The sequence below is a fragment of the Lactobacillus sp. S2-2 genome, assembly GCF_021698855.1.
Classification (GTDB): domain Bacteria; phylum Bacillota; class Bacilli; order Lactobacillales; family Lactobacillaceae; genus Fructilactobacillus.
The window spans coordinates 147,592-165,645 of the sequence record NZ_WWFA01000003.1 but is presented as its reverse complement, the minus strand read 5'-3'; the positions used below and the strand labels follow the sequence as shown (position 1 = coordinate 165,645).

16 protein-coding genes, 1 pseudogene and 1 other annotated feature are annotated in these 18,054 nt (G+C 27.3%); of the genes and pseudogenes, 9 read left to right on the top strand and 8 right to left on the bottom strand.

What is annotated here, in order from left to right:
* Positions 1 to 146: 146 nt before the first annotated feature.
* The 3 genes from GSH19_RS04175 to GSH19_RS04165 all read left to right on the top strand — a co-directional run bounded on the left by GSH19_RS04175 (position 147) and on the right by GSH19_RS04165 (position 3,709).
* The gene (locus tag GSH19_RS04175; RefSeq protein WP_237026835.1) at positions 147 to 920 is read left to right on the top strand and encodes a (S)-acetoin forming diacetyl reductase; all 774 of its coding nucleotides are present in this window, start codon (positions 147 to 149) and stop codon (positions 918 to 920) included.
* Between the two features lie 181 nt (positions 921 to 1,101).
* Entirely contained in the window at positions 1,102 to 3,042 is a 1,941-nt protein-coding gene (locus tag GSH19_RS04170) for an ATP-binding cassette domain-containing protein (protein ID WP_237026834.1), read from the top strand.
* A gap of 43 nt (positions 3,043 to 3,085) precedes the next feature.
* Complete coding sequence (locus GSH19_RS04165; RefSeq protein ID WP_237026833.1) at positions 3,086 to 3,709, top strand: TetR/AcrR family transcriptional regulator; 624 nt, start codon at positions 3,086 to 3,088, stop codon at positions 3,707 to 3,709.
* A 56-nt stretch (positions 3,710 to 3,765) separates the two neighbouring features.
* On the opposite strand, the gene GSH19_RS04160 is transcribed toward GSH19_RS04165, so the two are convergent.
* Positions 3,766 to 4,761 (bottom strand): NAD(P)-dependent oxidoreductase, encoded by a 996-nt coding sequence (locus tag GSH19_RS04160; protein WP_237026832.1) that lies wholly within the window; start codon positions 4,759 to 4,761, stop codon positions 3,766 to 3,768.
* A gap of 142 nt (positions 4,762 to 4,903) precedes the next feature.
* Here GSH19_RS04160 and GSH19_RS04155 point away from each other — a divergent pair, with 142 nt between their 5' ends.
* From GSH19_RS04155 to GSH19_RS04145, 3 genes are read left to right on the top strand one after another with little or no spacing between them, the layout of a single operon-like run.
* A complete protein-coding gene (locus tag GSH19_RS04155) occupies positions 4,904 to 5,530 on the top strand; it encodes a helix-turn-helix transcriptional regulator (protein WP_237026831.1) in 627 nt (208 codons plus the stop codon).
* A 36-nt stretch (positions 5,531 to 5,566) separates the two neighbouring features.
* The gene (locus GSH19_RS04150) at positions 5,567 to 5,737 is read left to right on the top strand and encodes a hypothetical protein (protein WP_237026830.1); all 171 of its coding nucleotides are present in this window, start codon (positions 5,567 to 5,569) and stop codon (positions 5,735 to 5,737) included.
* 38 nt (positions 5,738 to 5,775) lie between these two features.
* Entirely contained in the window at positions 5,776 to 6,552 is a 777-nt protein-coding gene (locus GSH19_RS04145) for a CAP domain-containing protein (protein ID WP_237026829.1), read from the top strand.
* Between the two features lie 32 nt (positions 6,553 to 6,584).
* Here GSH19_RS04145 and GSH19_RS04140 read toward each other — a convergent pair whose 3' ends face one another.
* Both GSH19_RS04140 and brnQ read right to left on the bottom strand, forming a co-directional pair.
* The gene (locus tag GSH19_RS04140; RefSeq protein ID WP_237026828.1) at positions 6,585 to 7,199 is read right to left on the bottom strand and encodes an SAP domain-containing protein; all 615 of its coding nucleotides are present in this window, start codon (positions 7,197 to 7,199) and stop codon (positions 6,585 to 6,587) included.
* 72 nt (positions 7,200 to 7,271) lie between these two features.
* Positions 7,272 to 8,621 (bottom strand): branched-chain amino acid transport system II carrier protein, encoded by a 1,350-nt coding sequence (gene brnQ / locus GSH19_RS04135; RefSeq protein WP_237026827.1) that lies wholly within the window; start codon positions 8,619 to 8,621, stop codon positions 7,272 to 7,274.
* Positions 8,622 to 8,665: 44 nt separating this feature from the next.
* Positions 8,666 to 8,907: a binding site (T-box leader), on the bottom strand.
* Between the two features lie 419 nt (positions 8,908 to 9,326).
* On the opposite strand from brnQ, the gene GSH19_RS04130 reads away from it, so the two are divergent.
* Positions 9,327 to 10,046 carry an MIP/aquaporin family protein gene (locus tag GSH19_RS04130; protein WP_237026826.1) on the top strand — a complete coding sequence of 240 codons (720 nt, stop codon included), beginning with the start codon at positions 9,327 to 9,329 and terminating at the stop codon, positions 10,044 to 10,046.
* 46 nt (positions 10,047 to 10,092) lie between these two features.
* Here the strand turns inward: GSH19_RS04130 and GSH19_RS04125 are convergent, their stop codons facing one another.
* The 4 genes and pseudogenes from GSH19_RS04125 to GSH19_RS04110 form a co-directional block, all read right to left on the bottom strand.
* Positions 10,093 to 11,322 (bottom strand): GH25 family lysozyme, encoded by a 1,230-nt coding sequence (locus GSH19_RS04125; protein ID WP_237026825.1) that lies wholly within the window; start codon positions 11,320 to 11,322, stop codon positions 10,093 to 10,095.
* An 80-nt stretch (positions 11,323 to 11,402) separates the two neighbouring features.
* Positions 11,403 to 12,002, bottom strand: a complete 600-nt coding sequence (locus GSH19_RS04120) for a hypothetical protein (protein WP_237026824.1) — start codon at positions 12,000 to 12,002, stop codon at positions 11,403 to 11,405.
* 24 nt (positions 12,003 to 12,026) lie between these two features.
* Positions 12,027 to 12,449, bottom strand: a complete 423-nt coding sequence (locus GSH19_RS04115) for a hypothetical protein (RefSeq protein WP_237026823.1) — start codon at positions 12,447 to 12,449, stop codon at positions 12,027 to 12,029.
* 14 nt (positions 12,450 to 12,463) lie between these two features.
* Positions 12,464 to 12,892, bottom strand: a pseudogene (locus GSH19_RS04110) (ASCH domain-containing protein); the annotation flags it as partial.
* Positions 12,893 to 13,029: 137 nt separating this feature from the next.
* Here GSH19_RS04110 and GSH19_RS04105 point away from each other — a divergent pair.
* A complete protein-coding gene (locus GSH19_RS04105; RefSeq protein WP_237026822.1) occupies positions 13,030 to 14,196 on the top strand; it encodes an MFS transporter in 1,167 nt (388 codons plus the stop codon).
* Between the two features lie 17 nt (positions 14,197 to 14,213).
* Here GSH19_RS04105 and GSH19_RS04100 read toward each other — a convergent pair whose 3' ends face one another.
* On the bottom strand, positions 14,214 to 15,953 hold the full coding sequence (locus GSH19_RS04100) for an ABC transporter ATP-binding protein (protein WP_237026821.1): 1,740 nt from the start codon (positions 15,951 to 15,953) through the stop codon (positions 14,214 to 14,216).
* A 459-nt stretch (positions 15,954 to 16,412) separates the two neighbouring features.
* Here GSH19_RS04100 and GSH19_RS04095 point away from each other — a divergent pair, with 459 nt between their 5' ends.
* A complete protein-coding gene (locus GSH19_RS04095) occupies positions 16,413 to 18,044 on the top strand; it encodes a peptide ABC transporter substrate-binding protein (RefSeq protein WP_237026820.1) in 1,632 nt (543 codons plus the stop codon).
* Positions 18,045 to 18,054: the final 10 nt, after the last annotated feature.

Genomic DNA, 18,054 nt, shown 5'->3' with positions numbered 1-18,054 from the left:
GTTTATTTTAAACAACATTCGGGGGCAAATTATTGTTTAAACAATAATTTGTTTAATATTAGTGATTGTAGAATAAATAGTATGAATTGTATAGTACTAGGGGTATAACATATATAATTAATATAGATTAATTAAAGGAGATAATTATGAATAATAAAGTTGCTTTAATTACAGGTGCCGGTCAAGGAATCGGTCAATCAATTGCTGAAAGATTAAGTAAAGATGGTTTCGCAGTTGCTTTAGTTGGAAGAACCATTGAAAAAGTAGAAAATGTAGCTAAAGAAATTAATCAAAATGGTGGAAAAGCAGTTGCTATTAAAGGTGATGTAAAAAACCGCGATGATGTATTTAGTGCAGTTGATCAAGCAGTTAAAGAATTAGGTGATTTAAATGTTATGGTTAATAATGCAGGTGTAGCTCCAACAACACCAATTGATACAGTTACTCCAGAAATTTTAGATAAAACTATGCAAATTAACGTTGGAGGAACAATTTGGGGAATTCAAGCCGCATCTCAAAAATTTAAAGAATTAGGTCATGGCGGTAAAATTATAAATGCATCCTCACAAGCAGGTATGACAGGAAATGAAAACTTAACTGTTTATGGATCATCAAAATTTGCTATTCGTGGAATTACTGAAACAACTGCAAAAGAATTAGCAGAATTTGGTATAACTGTTAATGCATTTTGTCCAGGAATTGTTGATACACCAATGATGAGAGATATTGCACAAAGTGTTGCTGATAATGCTGGTAAACCTTTTGAATGGGGAATGGATCAATTTGCAAAAGACATTGCATTAAAAAAATTAGCTAAACCAGAAGACATTTCTGCTTGTGTAGCATATCTTGCAAGTTCAGATTCAGATTACATGACAGGTCAATCATTATTGATTGATGGTGGAATGGTATTTAATTAATTTTTTTATAATAAATAAGAGTTTCTAACACAGTTAGAAGCTCTTATTTTTATTTTTAATTAATATAAAAAATAATATTTTATGATCGACGTAATTAATAAAATGAATTAATATACATTATATCGAAAGTGAGTGCTCACTCACTTAGATAATTAGAAATATATTTAAGGAGTTTTTATCGATGAATAATTTATTAGAATTAAAAAACATAACTAAATCATATTTTTTAGAAAAAGAAGAATTTCCTGTACTAAAAGGAATTGATCTTAAATTTAATTATGGTGAATTTGTATCATTAGTTGGAGAATCTGGTGGTGGAAAATCTACACTAATGAATATAATTGCTGGATTAGATAGTAATTATGGTGGGGATGTTTACCTTGAAGGTAAATCTTTACGTAATGATACTGAAAAGAAAATGGATGAGTATCGTCGAAAAACAATTGGATTTATCTTTCAAAACTTTAATTTAATTGGTCATATGACTGTATTAGAAAATGTAAAAGTAGCACTCGAAATGAGTGATATGTCAAAAAAAGAACAAATAGATCGTTGTGAAATGTTACTTAAAAAAGTTGGTTTATCTGACCATATGCATAAGCATCCAAATCAACTATCTGGAGGTCAAAAACAAAGAGTTGCTATTGCTCGAGCATTAGCTTCAGATCCAGATATCATTATTGCTGATGAACCTACTGGTGCACTAGATGCAGAAAACACAGATGATGTATTAAAAATTTTAGATGATATTGCCAAAGAAGGTAAATTAATATTAACGGTAACCCATTCTGATAAAGTTGCTTCTTATGGTACACGTTTGGTTAGAATGGCTGGTGGTAAAATTACTGAAGATAAAAATCTTCGTGAAAAATATAATCAAAAAAATAATAATAATATGAAGTTGCATCCACTTAGTTTCGTAAATACTTTTAAAATGTCATATCGACAATTAACTTATAATTTGAAACGTAATTTATTAATTATTTTTGGTTCAGCAATTGGAATCTTTAGTGTTATGTTCATGCTAGGGTTGGGTAATGGAATTAAAGGTTATATGAATCAACAAATTTCGGATCAAATTAATCCAAATGTAGTTCAAATTATTAAGGGTAAAAACGGAACTGATATGAGTGAAATTAATAAATCTAATTTATCTGATAATGATATTAATAAAATTAAAGATGTAAAAGATGTTAAAAAAGTTGAAAAAGGCTCAATGGTAATGCAGCCTAGCATTAAATATAAAAATAAATCTCAACAGGGACAAATGATGCAAACTATTAATGCAACTTTTTTAAGTAAAAATGTTAAATATGGCTCAACTCCAGTTAATAAAAATGAAGTAATGTTGCCATCAAGTATTGCTAAAAAAATGGCTAAAAATCAAAAGGATTTAGTTGGTAAGAAAGTAGATTTATCTTTTGTAACAATTAAAAATAATAATGGTTCAATTCCAATGAACCGTTCAGTTAAAATTAGTGGTATTTCTGATGGTGTTTCACCTGCTATGTATATAAGTTATGAAACATTGAAATCAATGTACCAAGAAAAAAATGTAACATTAAAAGATAATTTTGTGACTGCAACTATTAAGGGAAATGTTGATAAAGTCCAACCTGCACAAGATGCAATTAAAAACATTAAAAATTCTAATGGTAAAAAAGAATTTAGTATCACTGGTGCTGGTTCATTAGTTTCAACTTTAAATAATTACATTAATTTAGCTGTTTATGTTTTAGCAACAATTGCTGGTATATCTTTATTAGTTTCTGCAATAATGATTATTGTCGTATTATATATTAGTGTGGCAGAAAGAACTAAAGAAATTGGTATCTTACGTGCTATTGGTCTTACTAAAGGAAATATTAGAGGACTATTCTTTAGTGAATCAATTCTGCTAGGTATTTTTTCAAGCATTGCTGCTACAGGAGTTGCATATATACTACAATTTTTAATTAATTTTGCGATTAATGGTTCAATTCATTATGATATTATTCAAATAAATCCAATTAATATTATTTATGTTGTAGTAATTGCATTACTAATTAATTTATTTGCTGCAATGTTACCATCTGGTAAAGCAGCTAAATTAGATCCAATTGAAAGTCTTAGTGCTGAATAATATAATTAAAGATAAATATTATAAAAGTGCGGGTATTAAATTAATGGCGGAAAAAATAATAAATGATTTTAATAACTTAATTAATGAAAAAGTAAGTCCTGAAGGAAAGAGAAAAGTATTAATTGCAGCTATTGAATTATTCTCTGAGCAAGGGTTTGAAAAAACTTCTACAGCACAAATATCTGAACGATCTGGTATGAGTGAAGGAACTATTTTTAAATACTTTAAGTCTAAAAAAGAACTTTTAAATGATATATTAACTCCAGTTATTAATGACTTATTACCTAACTATGGAAGAGAAGTTATTAATGATAATATTCAAAATAAAACTAGCTTAGAAGATGTTCTTAAATATACAATAAAAGATCGTATGGAATTTATTTATCTAAATCAAAACATTTTAAAAATATTATCAACTGAAATGATGGTTAACGATACTATTCTATTAGAAATTCGAAATAGTTTTAAACCATTATATGAAAATACTAAATATGATTTAAATGAATTGTTGAATGATACTAATTTAACTTTTGATGAAATTATTAGATTAATTGCAGGGCATTTATTATTTGAATTTTTAAAAATGACAAAATTTGATATTGAAAGTTATGATTTAGAAAAAGAAACAAAAAGTGTGACTAAAGTAATATTAAATTCGTTGAACTAAAAAAGCTCTAATATAATTAGAGCTTTTTTGTTTTGATAAATATAAAAAAATATATATTAAATTAAATTCTTAGTAGTTCCAGTAGTAATGATATCTTGAAAATTATCGTAACTGGTTTTAATCATATCTTTAGTTGCTGGTTTAGTGAAGTATCCCATATGAGGAGTAACAATTACATTTGGATAATTTTTCATTAAACTAATTAAATCTTTATCAGGTAAGTCATCTAATGAATTAAATTCATTACCATTAATTTGATCTTCATCAACGATAACATCAGTTCCATAACCACCTAATGAATTATTTTTTAAAGCATCAGAAACGGCATTAGTATTAACTAATGGACCTCTTGCAGTATTAATTAGAATAGCATTATTTTTCATTAAATTAATTTCGTCATTACTAATCATATTTTCATTTTCACCTGGAATATAAGGAACATGAAGCGAAATAATATCAGATTGTTTTAATAATTCTTCTTGTGAGACAAATTTTACATCAGGATTGTCATTAGGATGACGTTGATATCCTAAGACAGAAGCACCTAATGCTTTATATAAATGTGCTTCAGCAGCTCCCATATGCCCAACTCCAATAATTCCAACGGTTGCATCATGAATTTCATTTGAGAAAAAGTTAGGCATTAATTTAAAATTTCCATTATGAGTAGCGAAGGTAGCTTGTGAAGTATGGCGGAACAAATCTAAACCTAATGATAAAGCTAATTCAGCAACTGAATATGGGGAATATGTTCTAACATTTGCAATTTCTATTCCATGTTCTTTTGCAGTTTTGATGTCGATATTATTATATCCAACAAATCTTGTGAATAAGTATTTAACATTGAAATCAGCTAATTGCTCAACAATTTGTTTATCAACGTTACTTGATCCATCTACTAATACTCCAATTGATTCTTTAGCTTCTTTTACATTGTTGATACTCAATGGTTCCTTAACTAAATTTAAATCAAAGTCATATTTATTTAAGTCAATAAAATATTGCTTTTCGACATCTTTTACATTATATACAGTAATTTTTGTATTGTTCACAATAAAATCTCCTTTGTTAATCTACATTTAATTTGATTATTTCACTTATTGAATTAATTGTTAATTAAAAAGAAAATTTTAGCCAAATATAATATAATAAATTAAAGTAATATTTATATTATTTTATAAAGGTGGTGTGTTTTTGGAGTTTACACATAAATTAAAAGAAATTAGAAAGTATTATTCACTTACCCAAGAGAATTTGGCAGAACAATTAAATGTATCTAGAAAAACGGTTTCTAGTTGGGAAACAGGAAGAAATTATCCTGATATAGAAACTCTTTTAAAAATTAGTAATAAGTACAAAGTATCTTTGAATGATCTATTAAATGATGATAAGGAACTAGTCGAATTATATAAAGAAGAAAGTAAAACTAAAAGTAAAAATAATACCGTTAATAAAGTTAGTTACATATTGAATATAGTATTATTATTTTTGAGCTATTTGAATCTTAATAATCCTTGGCATTTTAGAGTTCCTTTATTCACTTTCTTGATTTTAACTAATGTAATAGTATGGATTATTACTAATGATAGTTGGCAAGATTGGAAGTCAAAATCAAAAAGCGTTTGGATTACTTCAATATTATTTTTTATTTTCCAATTTAATTTACAGTTATCAATGTGTAATGAATTAATATCTCATTTGTTTCATAATTCAATGGATTCGTATAATGTTGGTGAATTAATAGGAATTACACTTAGAAGTATTACTATTTTAATTAGTTTTTTAATATTAATATTTGGAAATAAAAAATTTACATCATAGTATATATTAATAATTACAAAAGAAGGAGATTTTTTAATGAAATTTATTGGGATTTTATCAGGAATTTTAGCTATTTTAGATTTTATTTACATAGTTTATTTACTTTTTGAATATCAGTGGGAGACTTTTGATCTTGGAGCATTTGTACTGTTCTTTGTTTTATCAGTTATTTTTTATTTTTGTTATAGTGGAGTATATAAAAAATAATTTTTTTATATCAATAAATACATATTTAGGAGATTATTATGAATAATAAAGTAAAGAAACAGATTATCACAATAGTTGGATTAGTTGTTTTGTCAATTTCAGCTGCGTTGATAGTAAATATTAATAATATAGATGCTAAAAGTTCAATTGGTTATACAAAAAAAGTAACAAATGTTTATAAAAATAAAAAACTAACTAAAAAAGTTGCTAGTTTAAAAAAGAACCAAGCTATTTATTATGGTAAAATTCATGTAATTAAAAATAATGGTCAGACAATTAAAGTTAGATATATTAAAAAGAATAATTCAAAAGTTAAAGGATATATTTTAAATAATAAAATTAAATATTCTAAACAAGTTTCAACCAATAAATCTAATAAAAAATTAAGTGTTGCAGAATTTCAAAGTGAAGCTGCACAAGCTGCATTTAAATTAATTAATATGGAAAGAGCTAAAAGAAATTTATCACCACTTACATCTGATGATCAAATGAATGAATTAGCACAAAGAAGATCAGCTGAAATTCAATCAAATTTTAGTCATTATGATAAAGAAGGACATGCTTTGCATGTTCAAGAAGCGAATCAAATGAATATTTCTTATAGTTATATTGCTGAATGTATTGGATATAGTAGTGGTTATGCTGATACTCCAGAATCATTTGCAAAAACACAAATTAATGCAATGATTTATGATGATGCTGCTTCTGATTGGGGTCATAGAGATATTTTATTAAATCCTGAATCAAAATATATTGGAGTTGGGGTTACTGTAAAAGGAAGTAAAGAAACTTTATCAGTAAATATAATGAGATAAAATTAATTAAAAAAGCTTGTTGATTGATTAAATCAACGAGCTTTTTTTAGATATTTATTAATTTCAGAGAAATAATCATTAATTAAATTTGAAGTATATATTTTTTCATTAGATGAATCTCTAACATGTTTCCATAAAATTGAAGCAACTTTTAATTTATCATTAAATTCATTACTTTCATTACTAGTTAAAAAATCACTAACAAAATTATTCCATTGATAAGTACTCTCCTCAACTGTTGTATTAACAATTTGATTATTTGATCCTATTTTATTAATTAAATCACCGACTGTAATATTAACATCATTATTAGATTCAGCTTCTCTTTTTATAATTGCCATTTTTTTCGTAAAAGAAAAATGATCAATATTATAATAATTACCAAAAAACTTTCTAGCTTCTTTATTGAAGGAGAAACCACTATTAATTAGTTTTGTATCTAATGAAATATCACTAGCCAATAATTTATTGTCATAATGTTTTTTGCGATTAACATGAATTTGAGTAGCATCAATTCCACTTAAATATAATCTAATATAATCATTTAATTCAGCTTTGGTTCCATATGTAGGTAAATTGAAATTTTTACAAAGTTTAATTAAATTTGTTTTATAAAAATATGTTTGATTAAAATCTTTTAAGTTCATAGTTATTAATTAAATCTCCTTAAATTAATAATATATTTAAATAAATAAAAAAGAAACCAAGTTTGGTTTCTTTTAATTTGTTTTTGAAGTAATACTTTTTTGAATAATGAATCCTAGAATTAATCCAAATAAGGTAAAAGGAATAAAATCAAGACCAATATCATATAAAGGAATAACATTTGCAGCATTATTAATTGCTTTGAAGATTGAGATATTTGCTAATACAGGGGGAAGATTATGAATTAAATCTAAAATTGCAGGAATCATTGTTAGATAAACCGTTATTTTATGGATAATTGTATTATTTCCAATAAATGGTTTTAATAGTCCAAGAATAATAATTGCAATTGCTAATGGATATAAGAAAAGTAAGATTGGAGTAGAGTAAAGAATAATTTGATCTAATCCGAAGTTAGCAATTAAAAATGCACCAATAGTTGTGGCAGTTAGGAAAAAGTGATATCCAAGTTTTGGAAAACGGTGGCCTAAGTCCTGAGCTAATGAAGTAATTAAACCAATCGCCGTTGTTAAACAAGCAAGTAAAGTTAAAGCAGCTAAGATTGATGTCCCAGCTAGTCCAGTGTAATGTTTCATGATTTGTGAGAATGCAGTTCCACCATTATCTGAAACTGATAAGAATTTAAGACTAGCAGCACCTAAAGCAATTAATAAAATATAGATAATTGATTCAAATCCCATCGATAAGAAACTAACTTTAGCAACTGATTTAGATCTTTCTTTAGTGTTGGTAATTCCAAATTTATCTAAAGCAGCAATAATTGTAACTCCAAATCCAAGTCCAGCTAAGGCATCCATTGTGTTATAACCTTCCAGAAAACCATTTACTAAGCTTGAACTATTTTGATGATTATCAGTAAATAAAGTTAATCCATTTAAATCACCATTAATCAAAAATGCAATTATAAAAATTAATGCTAATAAAATAATGAATAATGGATTTAAAATTTTACCAACATACTTAGTCAATTTATCTTGATTAAATGAAAGACAATATGCGGCAATAAAAAAGATTAATGAGAAGATAAATAAACCAACATGAGATAAATTTTTTGGAACAAAAGGCTCTACTCCAATTGAATAAGTAACTGTAGCAGTTCTTGGAGATGCAACTAATAATCCAAGGGATGCATGAGTTAAAATTAAAAAGAAAGAAGCAAAATTTTTACCAACAGGTCTAGCTAAATCATACATACTATTACTTCTTGTCATACTAAGAGCAAGAATCGACATCAAAGGTAAAATGATTGATGAAAGTAAGAATCCAATTGCTGCAGGGAACCAATTAGATCCACTAATTTGTCCTAGATGAATTGGGAAAATTAAATTTCCGGCACCAAAGAATAGCCCAAATAAAAGGGAGGCTAAAGCTAAATATTGTTTTTTTGTCAGTTTCTGTTCCATAAAATTTCCTCCTAATTGTATAAAAAAACGCCCTTAGCAATTAAGCTAAGGACGTTTTAACGTGTTACCACCTTTGTTTTTATCAATTTCACAATTGATAACTCAAAAAGTACGGCTAAAAAAGCGATACTTCATTGCTGTAATGGGCGCAATCCCAGTAGTTACTTCAAAGATGTCACAACTACGACTTGTAGATTACTTTCATCATGTTTCAAATTACCTCTTTTCACTAACTAAGGCTCACTAAAATAATTCACATAATTACTCTTCTACGCACTGTCTTTATACGTTTTATAATGATACTAATATAATCTATATTTATTTTAAAAGTCAAGTGATAAATCAAAAATAAATTTTTTCTATAAATTTATTAATAATATGTTATAATTAAAGCACTGTGTTAAATTGTTTAGCGCATTCCGACTGGAATTAATTTCCTGAAAAGATAATTTATTTTGATAATTAATCAATCTTACATATATTAACTGATGTTAAATTTACTGATTCCCTCAAAAGATTGAATCCTTGCGGTATAGAAACAAGTATTTTTTTATGTCTAATATTTATTAAATACAATCAAATTTAAAACATTCCTTAATAGAAAAAATTAAAATAATTTTAATTAATATTCTTTTAAAGTCGGTCTTTGAAAATAAAATAGTGATAAAAAATCACATGAATAATAGTTAGGAGAATTTTTTTAAGATGCATGATACGTTGTTAGTTAGGTGTATAGCAGAGTTTATTGGAACTGCAATAATGGTTGCTTTAGGTAATGGTTCAGTGGCCAATGTCGAGTTAAAAGGAACTAAAGGATATCACGGTGGATGGATTTTAATCGGATTTGGTTATGGAATTGGAGTTATGATTCCAGCAATGATGTTTGGTGCAATTTCTGGAGCAAATATTAATCCAGCCATGACACTGGCTTTAGCTTTTACAGGTGAATTTCCATGGGGTGAAGTAGCTCCATATATTGTAGCTCAAATGTTAGGTGCTATTTTTGGACAATTATTAATTGTTTTAGCTTATAAACCTCACTATGATAAAACAACCTCTCCTGAATGCATATTAGGAACTTTTGCAACTATTGATGAATCACATAGTCGATTAAATGGATTTATTAACGAATTTATTGGAACTTTTATTTTAATATTTGGAGCATTAGCTTTAACTGCAGATAAAATTGATGCTCGTGCTGATTATATTGGACTTGGATTTTTAGTAATGTGTTTAGTTGTTTCATTTGGTGGAGCAACCGGTCCCGCTTTAAATCCTGCCAGAGATTTAGGTCCAAGATTACTTCATGCTATTTGGCCATTTAAGTTTAAAGGAAGTTCACAATTTAATTATAGTTGGGTTCCTGTAGTTGCTCCAATTGCTGGAGCGGTATCTGCTGCATTTATATATAAAGGAATCTTTTAAAAAAAGACTGACAATAATTGTTGTCAGTCTTTTTTTATTTGTTTGATTATTTATTAACTAGTGAACCACCGTAAATCCATCCAACTAATTTACCACGGTAATAGCAGTTAAAATATTGATGTTTGTAACCATCTTTAGTAGCTACTTTATTAACAGTTAAAACACGATTAGCGTATGTTTTACCATTTGCTTTTTTCTTAGTTGCTAATTGACTTCCAGGAACATGATTATAGAAATTGGAAGTAGGATATGCATTAACTCTTACTTTTTGTTTAGTTTTTTTATAAGTAACAGCTCTAGTTACTGCACTAGTTGAAATCCAACCAATTGACTTTCCTTTATAACTAATATGGTAATATTTCTCATTTTTGGAATTAGTTGCTTGTTGATCTATTTTCATATTTTTAGCAACATAATTATTGCTATTATCAACTATATCACTTGAATTTTCAGTATCACCAGGGACATTATCATAAATATTTGAATTAGTATTAGCTTTAATTATTTTCTTCAAATTAACATTTTTAAATTGAACTTCTTGGGTATTAGTATTATTTTCATTGTTATTGTTGCTACCAGAACCTAAGAACCAACTGATTGGTTTACTTGAAGAAATACTTGCATCTACTTTTTTGTTTAATGCAGCTGAGTATTCACTACTTGTGTATTGCCATAAAACATGTTCTCTGGTTGGTTCGGTTGATTGGTATGCCGCAAGCCAATAACCATCATAAGAACTAATTGCTTTTGAAGCATATTTTAGCATGAAGTTTTGATAAGAATATAAAAGAACTTTTTTATTTCCAGAATATTTTCTCATCTCTTTAAGCCAGCTTAAGGTTGCATCATCAGTACTACCAGAAGTAACAGTTTGATCTTCATAGTCATTTACATAAAAGCGAGCATTAGGTGCTTTTTGATAAAGAGTTTTTGCTTCATCTGCTGCATCATCAGCATCTTCATATTGACTGAATGAATATACACCATAAGGTATATCATATTTTTCTAGCATTGCTTTATTAGCTTGAAAAGTTTTGTCTGCATAAGAACTTCCATATTGAACACGTAAAATTAAGAATGGAACTTCTGTTTTTAATTTTTGTGCTTGAGCATCAGTTATTTTACCTTGCCATTCTGAAATATCGTAGACAGGATAATCATAAGTAATTGCTTGATTGCTACTACTTAAATTAGTATTGTTTGCTTTAACATTTTCACTTATTCCAAAAAAAAGTACTAATGTTAGTAAAGATAAAAATAAATGTTTTAATTTCATTTTATTACTCCTATTTTTTAAACGTTATTGTGTTTTTCATTATAACACCTACTATTTATTTAATAAGAATATAATTAAATTTAATCGATTTCTTCTAAATCATTTTTGAAATAGTTGTTAAGTTTTGGTGATTTCATACGAATTCTAATTAAATAAACAATATTTGATACTCCAAGAATTTCCCAAATTTGCCAATTACTTGTTTTATCAGTAACTCTTAACCAAATTGTTAGATCTTTCATAATTTCTAAGAGTAATTCTTTTAAAAGTAAAAGTAAATTAAAGTGAATATGGAAGTTTGTTTCTACTAGTAAAGTTATAACAAACATAATAATCCAACCAATTAGATAAGAATTTCCACCTTTAGAGAAAAGACGTTCACGATAAAGATGATGTCTCTTACCATCATCATCAATTGTAAAAGAACCCTTTCTTAAATATGATTTTGTCATAAAATCTTTTCCTTGATATACACCAATCAATGCTGAAATGATAAATAATGCGACAAAATAGATAAATCCATTTAAATCCATCGTATCTATTTTGGAAACAAATTGGTATAAACAAAATAATGGTAAAAATAAAAATCTTACTTTAGTTACTGCTGAAAAAGAAAATTGATCCTTAATAAAATAAATTATGATTCCTAGTGATAACAGACTAGTTCCAATATGTTCCATAATAAAAAAACTCCTTTTGTAATCTTAATTAGTTTCTTTTGTAAAATTAACTTCTCTAGTTGCAATTATAATCGCAATAATTCTAAGTATAAACGATAACACTCCTAGTAATAAAAGAAATGTCCCGCCAGCTGCTCCATTCAAACTAACATCATGGTCAATTGTATGATTGTTGTATATAACGATTAATTGTTGAAAGAATGCAGGAAGACTAGCATAAATTACGATTATTTTGATAAAATTCATTAAACTAGCAATTAACATTAAAATTGAACTTGTAATTGATACTCTTTTATTTTTAATTGTAATGATTGATGCAACAATGGATATTATATCTAAAATTCCAAAGCAATAATTGATTAATCTAATAATTGGAATACAGCTCATGATTGTAATTATGTAATTGGTGTTCAAAGACTTTACTTTTGGTTTGTTATTTTTTTCCATATTTAATTCCTTTATTAATTAATAACTTCAAAAACTTCACAAAGACATTTAATCTGAGGTGTAAATGTTTTATCAGCTTCGAGATATGCATTTTTAAAAAATTCATCATGAATTTTTCGCCAGTATTGATATGAACGGTCTCCTTCACCTTCATGGTATGCATGTTCTGCAGAGATTAAATCATATTGAATAATTTCGACAATAACATCTTTAACAACGCAGACAGGGAGATTATTTCCATCTAATATAATCGTGTATTGTCCAACTTTAGGTACAGGATCATCTGATTCATATAATTCATAGGCTGATGTAGTAGCCGTTTTTATTCCAGATTTAATTAAATTAGCTAATTCATTCGCCATTTTCGGACCATCACCAAATTGGCATGCTTCAATAAGATCATCATCAGTTACATGATGTCTTAATTTAAAAGCGTGCCAAAATTTTTTGTTTCTTCATTCATAACTGCTTTCCTCCAATCGTTTTTTATCATATCAATTAATTCTTTAAATTAACAGTTGACGGTATCTTTAATAAAGAATATTATCTGTTTAATTTACTTTAATTGGAGATGATAGAAATGAATTTAGAAATTTTTCATCGGCAAAAGATTATTTATTTTATTAGTTTTTTTCTGTATAATTTTGCTCGAGTTTTACCCCATGCTGTTTTAACGGTGATTTTATTGAATAAGGGGATGACAGTTGGGAATATTGCAATTATTCAAAGTTTCTTTATGTTAGCTGGTATTTTATTTGAATTTCCATCTGGAGTATTAACTGATTTGTGGTTAGAAAAATATGTATATATAATATCGTTATTTTTATTATTTATTTCTTATTACATAATCCTTTTATCCAGTGATTTTTATTTATTGTGTTTATCGTGGTTTATCTACGGAATTAGTAATGCAACAATGAATAGTTCACTTGAAATGTATTTTTTGCGAACCTATCAAAATGATTCTTATAAAATCAAAAAATTTAATATACAGTTTAATAATGTTAATTTATATAGTACTTTAGTTGGTGGAGGAATTGGTTCATTTATTTATGAATTTTCTGGGAATGGAATTTATTATATTTCAATTGTTTTTATTATTATTTCTGCTTTAATGATAATTTTATTTTTTGGTAAAACTACCAAAGGTAAACAATCTGAAAGTAGTATTTCTTCAATCATGAAAGATATTAAAATTATTTATCAAAATCAGCAATTATTATTAAATATTATTTTAATGGCAATTTTTCAAATCATTATTCAAATTTTCTTTCAATTTTGGCAAGTTATTTTTTTGAATATTAATTTTGATAAAAAATACTTTGGAATATTTTATATTCTTTTTCAATTAGTTGCCATTGGAGCAAATTATATTTTTAAAAAGTTTAATTGGAATAAATCATATTATCTATTAATTTTATTGATTTCAATTACTTTTATCTTAATTAATTTACTAAGTAATCAAAGCATGTTTATGTTTGTTTTAATTCTATTTTTATTGCCTTTCAATATCTATAGTAATCAAGTAATTGTTGATATTCAAAAATTAGTTCCTGGTAAAATAATGTCATCTTTAATGTCTTTTGTAGGAACTCTGTGTAGTATTTCTTCAATAATTATTTTATGGGGAATTGGAGTTTTTGATAAAGTATTTTCATTTAAGCAAATTGTAGTAATTTTAATCTTATTATTTATGATTTTTTCTATTGTAATAGTGCGTATCATAACAAATAAAAAAATAGACTAGATTTTTCTAGTCTATTTTTATTTATTAAATTGAATTTTTACATATTCTTTATATACATCTAATTTATTTAATAGTTCTTCATGCGTACCATGTCCACTAACTTTACCATTTTCAATGAAGTAAATCTGATCAGCATCAACAATCGTACTTAATCTATGAGCAATCGTTAAAGTAGTTCTGTTTTCCATTAATGAATCGAGAGCTTTTTGAACCATTGCTTCTGATTGAGAATCAAGACTTGCAGTAGCTTCATCTAGCATTAAAATTTTAGGATCTCTTAAGAATGCACGAGCAATCGCTAATCTTTGACGTTGTCCACCACTGACTTTAATTCCACGTTCACCAAGTTCAGTATTTAAACCTTCAGGCATTTTTTCAACGAAATTGTCAGCATAAGCTAATTTTAAAACAGACCATAGTTGATCATCAGAAAATTCATCATCTAAACCATAAGTTAAATTATGTCTAATTGTTCCAGCCATAATAGAAGAATCTTGTGATACAAAACCGATTTGCTTACGCCAATCAGTTAAATTAATATCTTGAATTTTGGTGTCTCCAATTTTAATTTCACCATTTTGTGGAGAATAGTAACGTTCAATTAAACTAAAAATTGTTGATTTACCACTACCAGAAGGTCCAACAAAAGCAACGGTGGTATTTGGCTTAGCAGTAATTGAAACATCATTTAAAATAGGAGATTTTGGTTCATAAGCAAAGTTAATGTTATTAAGATTTAAGTTTTGTTCGCTAACATCTTTATTAATTCCAGAGATTAAGTCTTCTTCAGGCTCTTTCATTAGTTCACGAACACGATCAGTAGATCCATTTGCCTTTGATAAGTCAGTTGCAAAACGACCTAATGTACCAACTGGACCAATTACTTGGAAAAGATACATTAAGAATGCGAACATTGTTCCAATTGTCATTGAACCAGTAACAACTCGATGAGCACCATATCCCAAAATACCCACGATTAATGCCATCATAACTGTTCCCATTAATGGACTAGCGATTGAATCATAAACAGCTTCTTTAAAACCAATTTTGTATAATTTATGAATCATCTTATTTCCGCTATCTGATTCATATTCTTCTGAATTAGAGGATTTAACTAGTCTGATTTCTCCAAGAGTATCTTCAGATTTTCCGGTGAATTCAGCTAGTTCATCTTGACGAGCACGACCAACAATTCGAGCTTGTTTCATAACCGGACGCATAACTACCATTACTAATGGAATAGCGATGAACATAATTAAAGTCATTTTCCAGTCCATTACTAGCATGATAAGTAATGCTCCAATTAATTGGAAAACAGAATTAATGGAATTTGGAAATGAAACAGCTAGTAAATTTTTGATCTGATCAGAATCATTAACTAATCGAGAAGTCATTTTACCGGTCTTAACTGTATCAAAATAAGAAACTGGTAAGCGAAGAAGCTTTCTCCATAATAAGTTTCTTAAGTTAGCAACAACATTTTCACCAAAGAATCCAAGTAGAGCTCCAGACATTGCACTAATAACTGCGCTTGTTATAAATAATATGATTACTCCAGTAATTAATGTACCATTTATTCCTTTACTGAAGTTATTTACCATTGATTGGGCAACTTTTGGGACAACTAATTGTGCAAAAGTACCAATAAGTCCAAGTATTAAACCAATCCATAATTGCCAGTATTTAGGCTTAGTTGCTTTAATTAATTTGATGAATTCATTTAGTTTGAATTTACCGTCAGTATTTTTTTGTTTCAATTAATAAACCTTCTTTCATGTTTTAAAAATTAATTGTACTCTTTTTTTCTTTTAAAAACAGAACAAATTACGAAGAGTTTAAAACAACATAAATTTAAATAAAAAAATAAAAATTATTTTGCTTTTTGCAATAAAACGAACTATTTTTAAATATTATTAAAAATTGTGCGTACAAATACAAACTTTAAAATTTATTTTTATATTTAAAAAGTTAAAATACGAAACATTAATATTTTTCAAGTTAAAGTGAAATATATTAATGTTTCGTGTGTTTCTATTTAGTGTACATATGTTTATTTAGTCTGGTAAATCAATAATGTAAACCTTTTCTTTTTTATAAAATTCACCATTTTTTTAATTAAATATAAACCATTTTTAAACATTTTTTAACACTATTTATTTACTTTTTTAAAAATCGTGCTTATGATAACAAAAATATAAATTTTGGAGGTGGTTCAAATGAACCTAAGAAAAATTTTAGGAGCGGCTGTTTTGGGAGCTGGATTGTTAACATTAACCGCATGTGGTAATTCAGAAGATAAATCAAATGCTAAGACGGTTTCAGTAAATGTTGGTGACGTATTGCCTACAATGGATTCATCATTAAATACAACTGCAATCGGTGCACAACAATTGAATAACACTATGGAAGGTTTGTATCGTTTCGATGGTAAAAATTTAAAACCAGCAGGTGCAACTTCAATTGCTAAACCAACAAATAATGGTACACGTTATACAATTGATTTACGTAAAACTAAATGGTCTAATGGCGATAATGTAACCGCAAAAGATTATGTATACGCATGGAGAAGAACTGTTGCCCCAAAAACTGGATCACAATATGCATACATATTTAGTGGTGTTAAGAATGCAGAAAAAATTAATGCCGGTAAAATGCCAACAAATACTTTAGGTATTAAAGCATTGAATGATTATAAATTACAAATTGATCTTGAACATCCAATTGCATACTTTAATTCTATGCTAGCAGGATCTCAATTTTTCCCACAAAACGAAAAAGTTGTTAAAGCATCAAAAGGTAAATATGGATTAAATAGTAAAAATTTAGTATCTAATGGACCATTTAAATTAGATAATTGGAAAGTTAGTGATACTACTTGGAAAGAAACAAAGAATAAAGGCTACTGGGATGCTAAAAATGTTAAATTAGATGCATTGAAATATCATGTAGTTAAAGATCCAAATACTGGATTAAATCTATACACCAGTAAAGATTTAGATATTTACACTGGATTAAGTGGAGATTCAGCACAACAATTATCAAATCGTAAAGACTTCAGTACTACACCATCAAGTTCACTATTCTACATGGAACTTAACCAAGCTAAAAATCCATTGTTTAAAAATGAAAAAATTAGACAAGCAATTTCACATGCGATTGACCGAAAACAATTATCTACTAAAGTGTTAGGTAATACAGGAACACCTGCAACAACAGTAGTTCCTAAAGGTATGGCATACAATGAAAAAACTAAAAAAGATTTCAAAGATGAAAAACAATCTAAAGCATTAAGTGAATCAACTTCTTACAATCCAAAACTTGCAACTAAGTTATGGAAAGAAGGGTTAAAAGAAGTTAGCGGTGGAAACAAAAATATTACTCTTGTTTCAGATGATACTGATACTGCTAAAAAATCTTCAGAATTCTTACAAAATGGTTTAGAAAAGAATTTACCAGGTCTTAAAATCACTTTAAATAATGTTCCTTTTAAAAATCGTTTACAAAAATCAACTAGTGGAGACTTTGACATGGTTATCTCTGCATGGAGTCCCGATTATCCAGATCCAAGTACTTTCTTAGATCTATTTACTAAAGGTAATGCAATGAACAGAGGTAAATGGTCAAATGCTCAATATGATGCTCAAGATAAAGCAGCAGCTATTACAAATGCTAATAATCCACAAGTTCGTTGGAATAATATGTTGAATGCACAAAGTATTATCACAAAAGAACAAGGTACAGTTCCACTTTACCAACAAACTGTTGCATCATTAATGAATGATAAAGTTCAAGGTTATGTAAAAGATCCAAGTGGATTATACAATATGGCAAATGTTTACAAAAAATAATTAAAAAAGA

Coding starts and splice junctions, on each gene's coding strand:
- GSH19_RS04175 (WP_237026835.1), top strand. CDS start 147: ATGAATAATAAAGTTGCTTTAATTACAGGTGCCGGTCAAGGAATCGGT.
- GSH19_RS04170 (WP_237026834.1), top strand. CDS start 1,102: ATGAATAATTTATTAGAATTAAAAAACATAACTAAATCATATTTTTTA.
- GSH19_RS04165 (WP_237026833.1), top strand. CDS start 3,086: ATGGCGGAAAAAATAATAAATGATTTTAATAACTTAATTAATGAAAAA.
- GSH19_RS04150 (WP_237026830.1), top strand. CDS start 5,567: ATGAAATTTATTGGGATTTTATCAGGAATTTTAGCTATTTTAGATTTT.
- GSH19_RS04145 (WP_237026829.1), top strand. CDS start 5,776: ATGAATAATAAAGTAAAGAAACAGATTATCACAATAGTTGGATTAGTT.
- GSH19_RS04140 (WP_237026828.1), bottom strand. CDS start 7,199: ATGAACTTAAAAGATTTTAATCAAACATATTTTTATAAAACAAATTTA.
- brnQ (WP_237026827.1), bottom strand. CDS start 8,621: ATGGAACAGAAACTGACAAAAAAACAATATTTAGCTTTAGCCTCCCTT.
- GSH19_RS04130 (WP_237026826.1), top strand. CDS start 9,327: ATGCATGATACGTTGTTAGTTAGGTGTATAGCAGAGTTTATTGGAACT.
- GSH19_RS04125 (WP_237026825.1), bottom strand. CDS start 11,322: ATGAAATTAAAACATTTATTTTTATCTTTACTAACATTAGTACTTTTT.
- GSH19_RS04120 (WP_237026824.1), bottom strand. CDS start 12,002: ATGGAACATATTGGAACTAGTCTGTTATCACTAGGAATCATAATTTAT.
- GSH19_RS04115 (WP_237026823.1), bottom strand. CDS start 12,449: ATGGAAAAAAATAACAAACCAAAAGTAAAGTCTTTGAACACCAATTAC.
- GSH19_RS04105 (WP_237026822.1), top strand. CDS start 13,030: ATGAATTTAGAAATTTTTCATCGGCAAAAGATTATTTATTTTATTAGT.
- GSH19_RS04095 (WP_237026820.1), top strand. CDS start 16,413: ATGAACCTAAGAAAAATTTTAGGAGCGGCTGTTTTGGGAGCTGGATTG.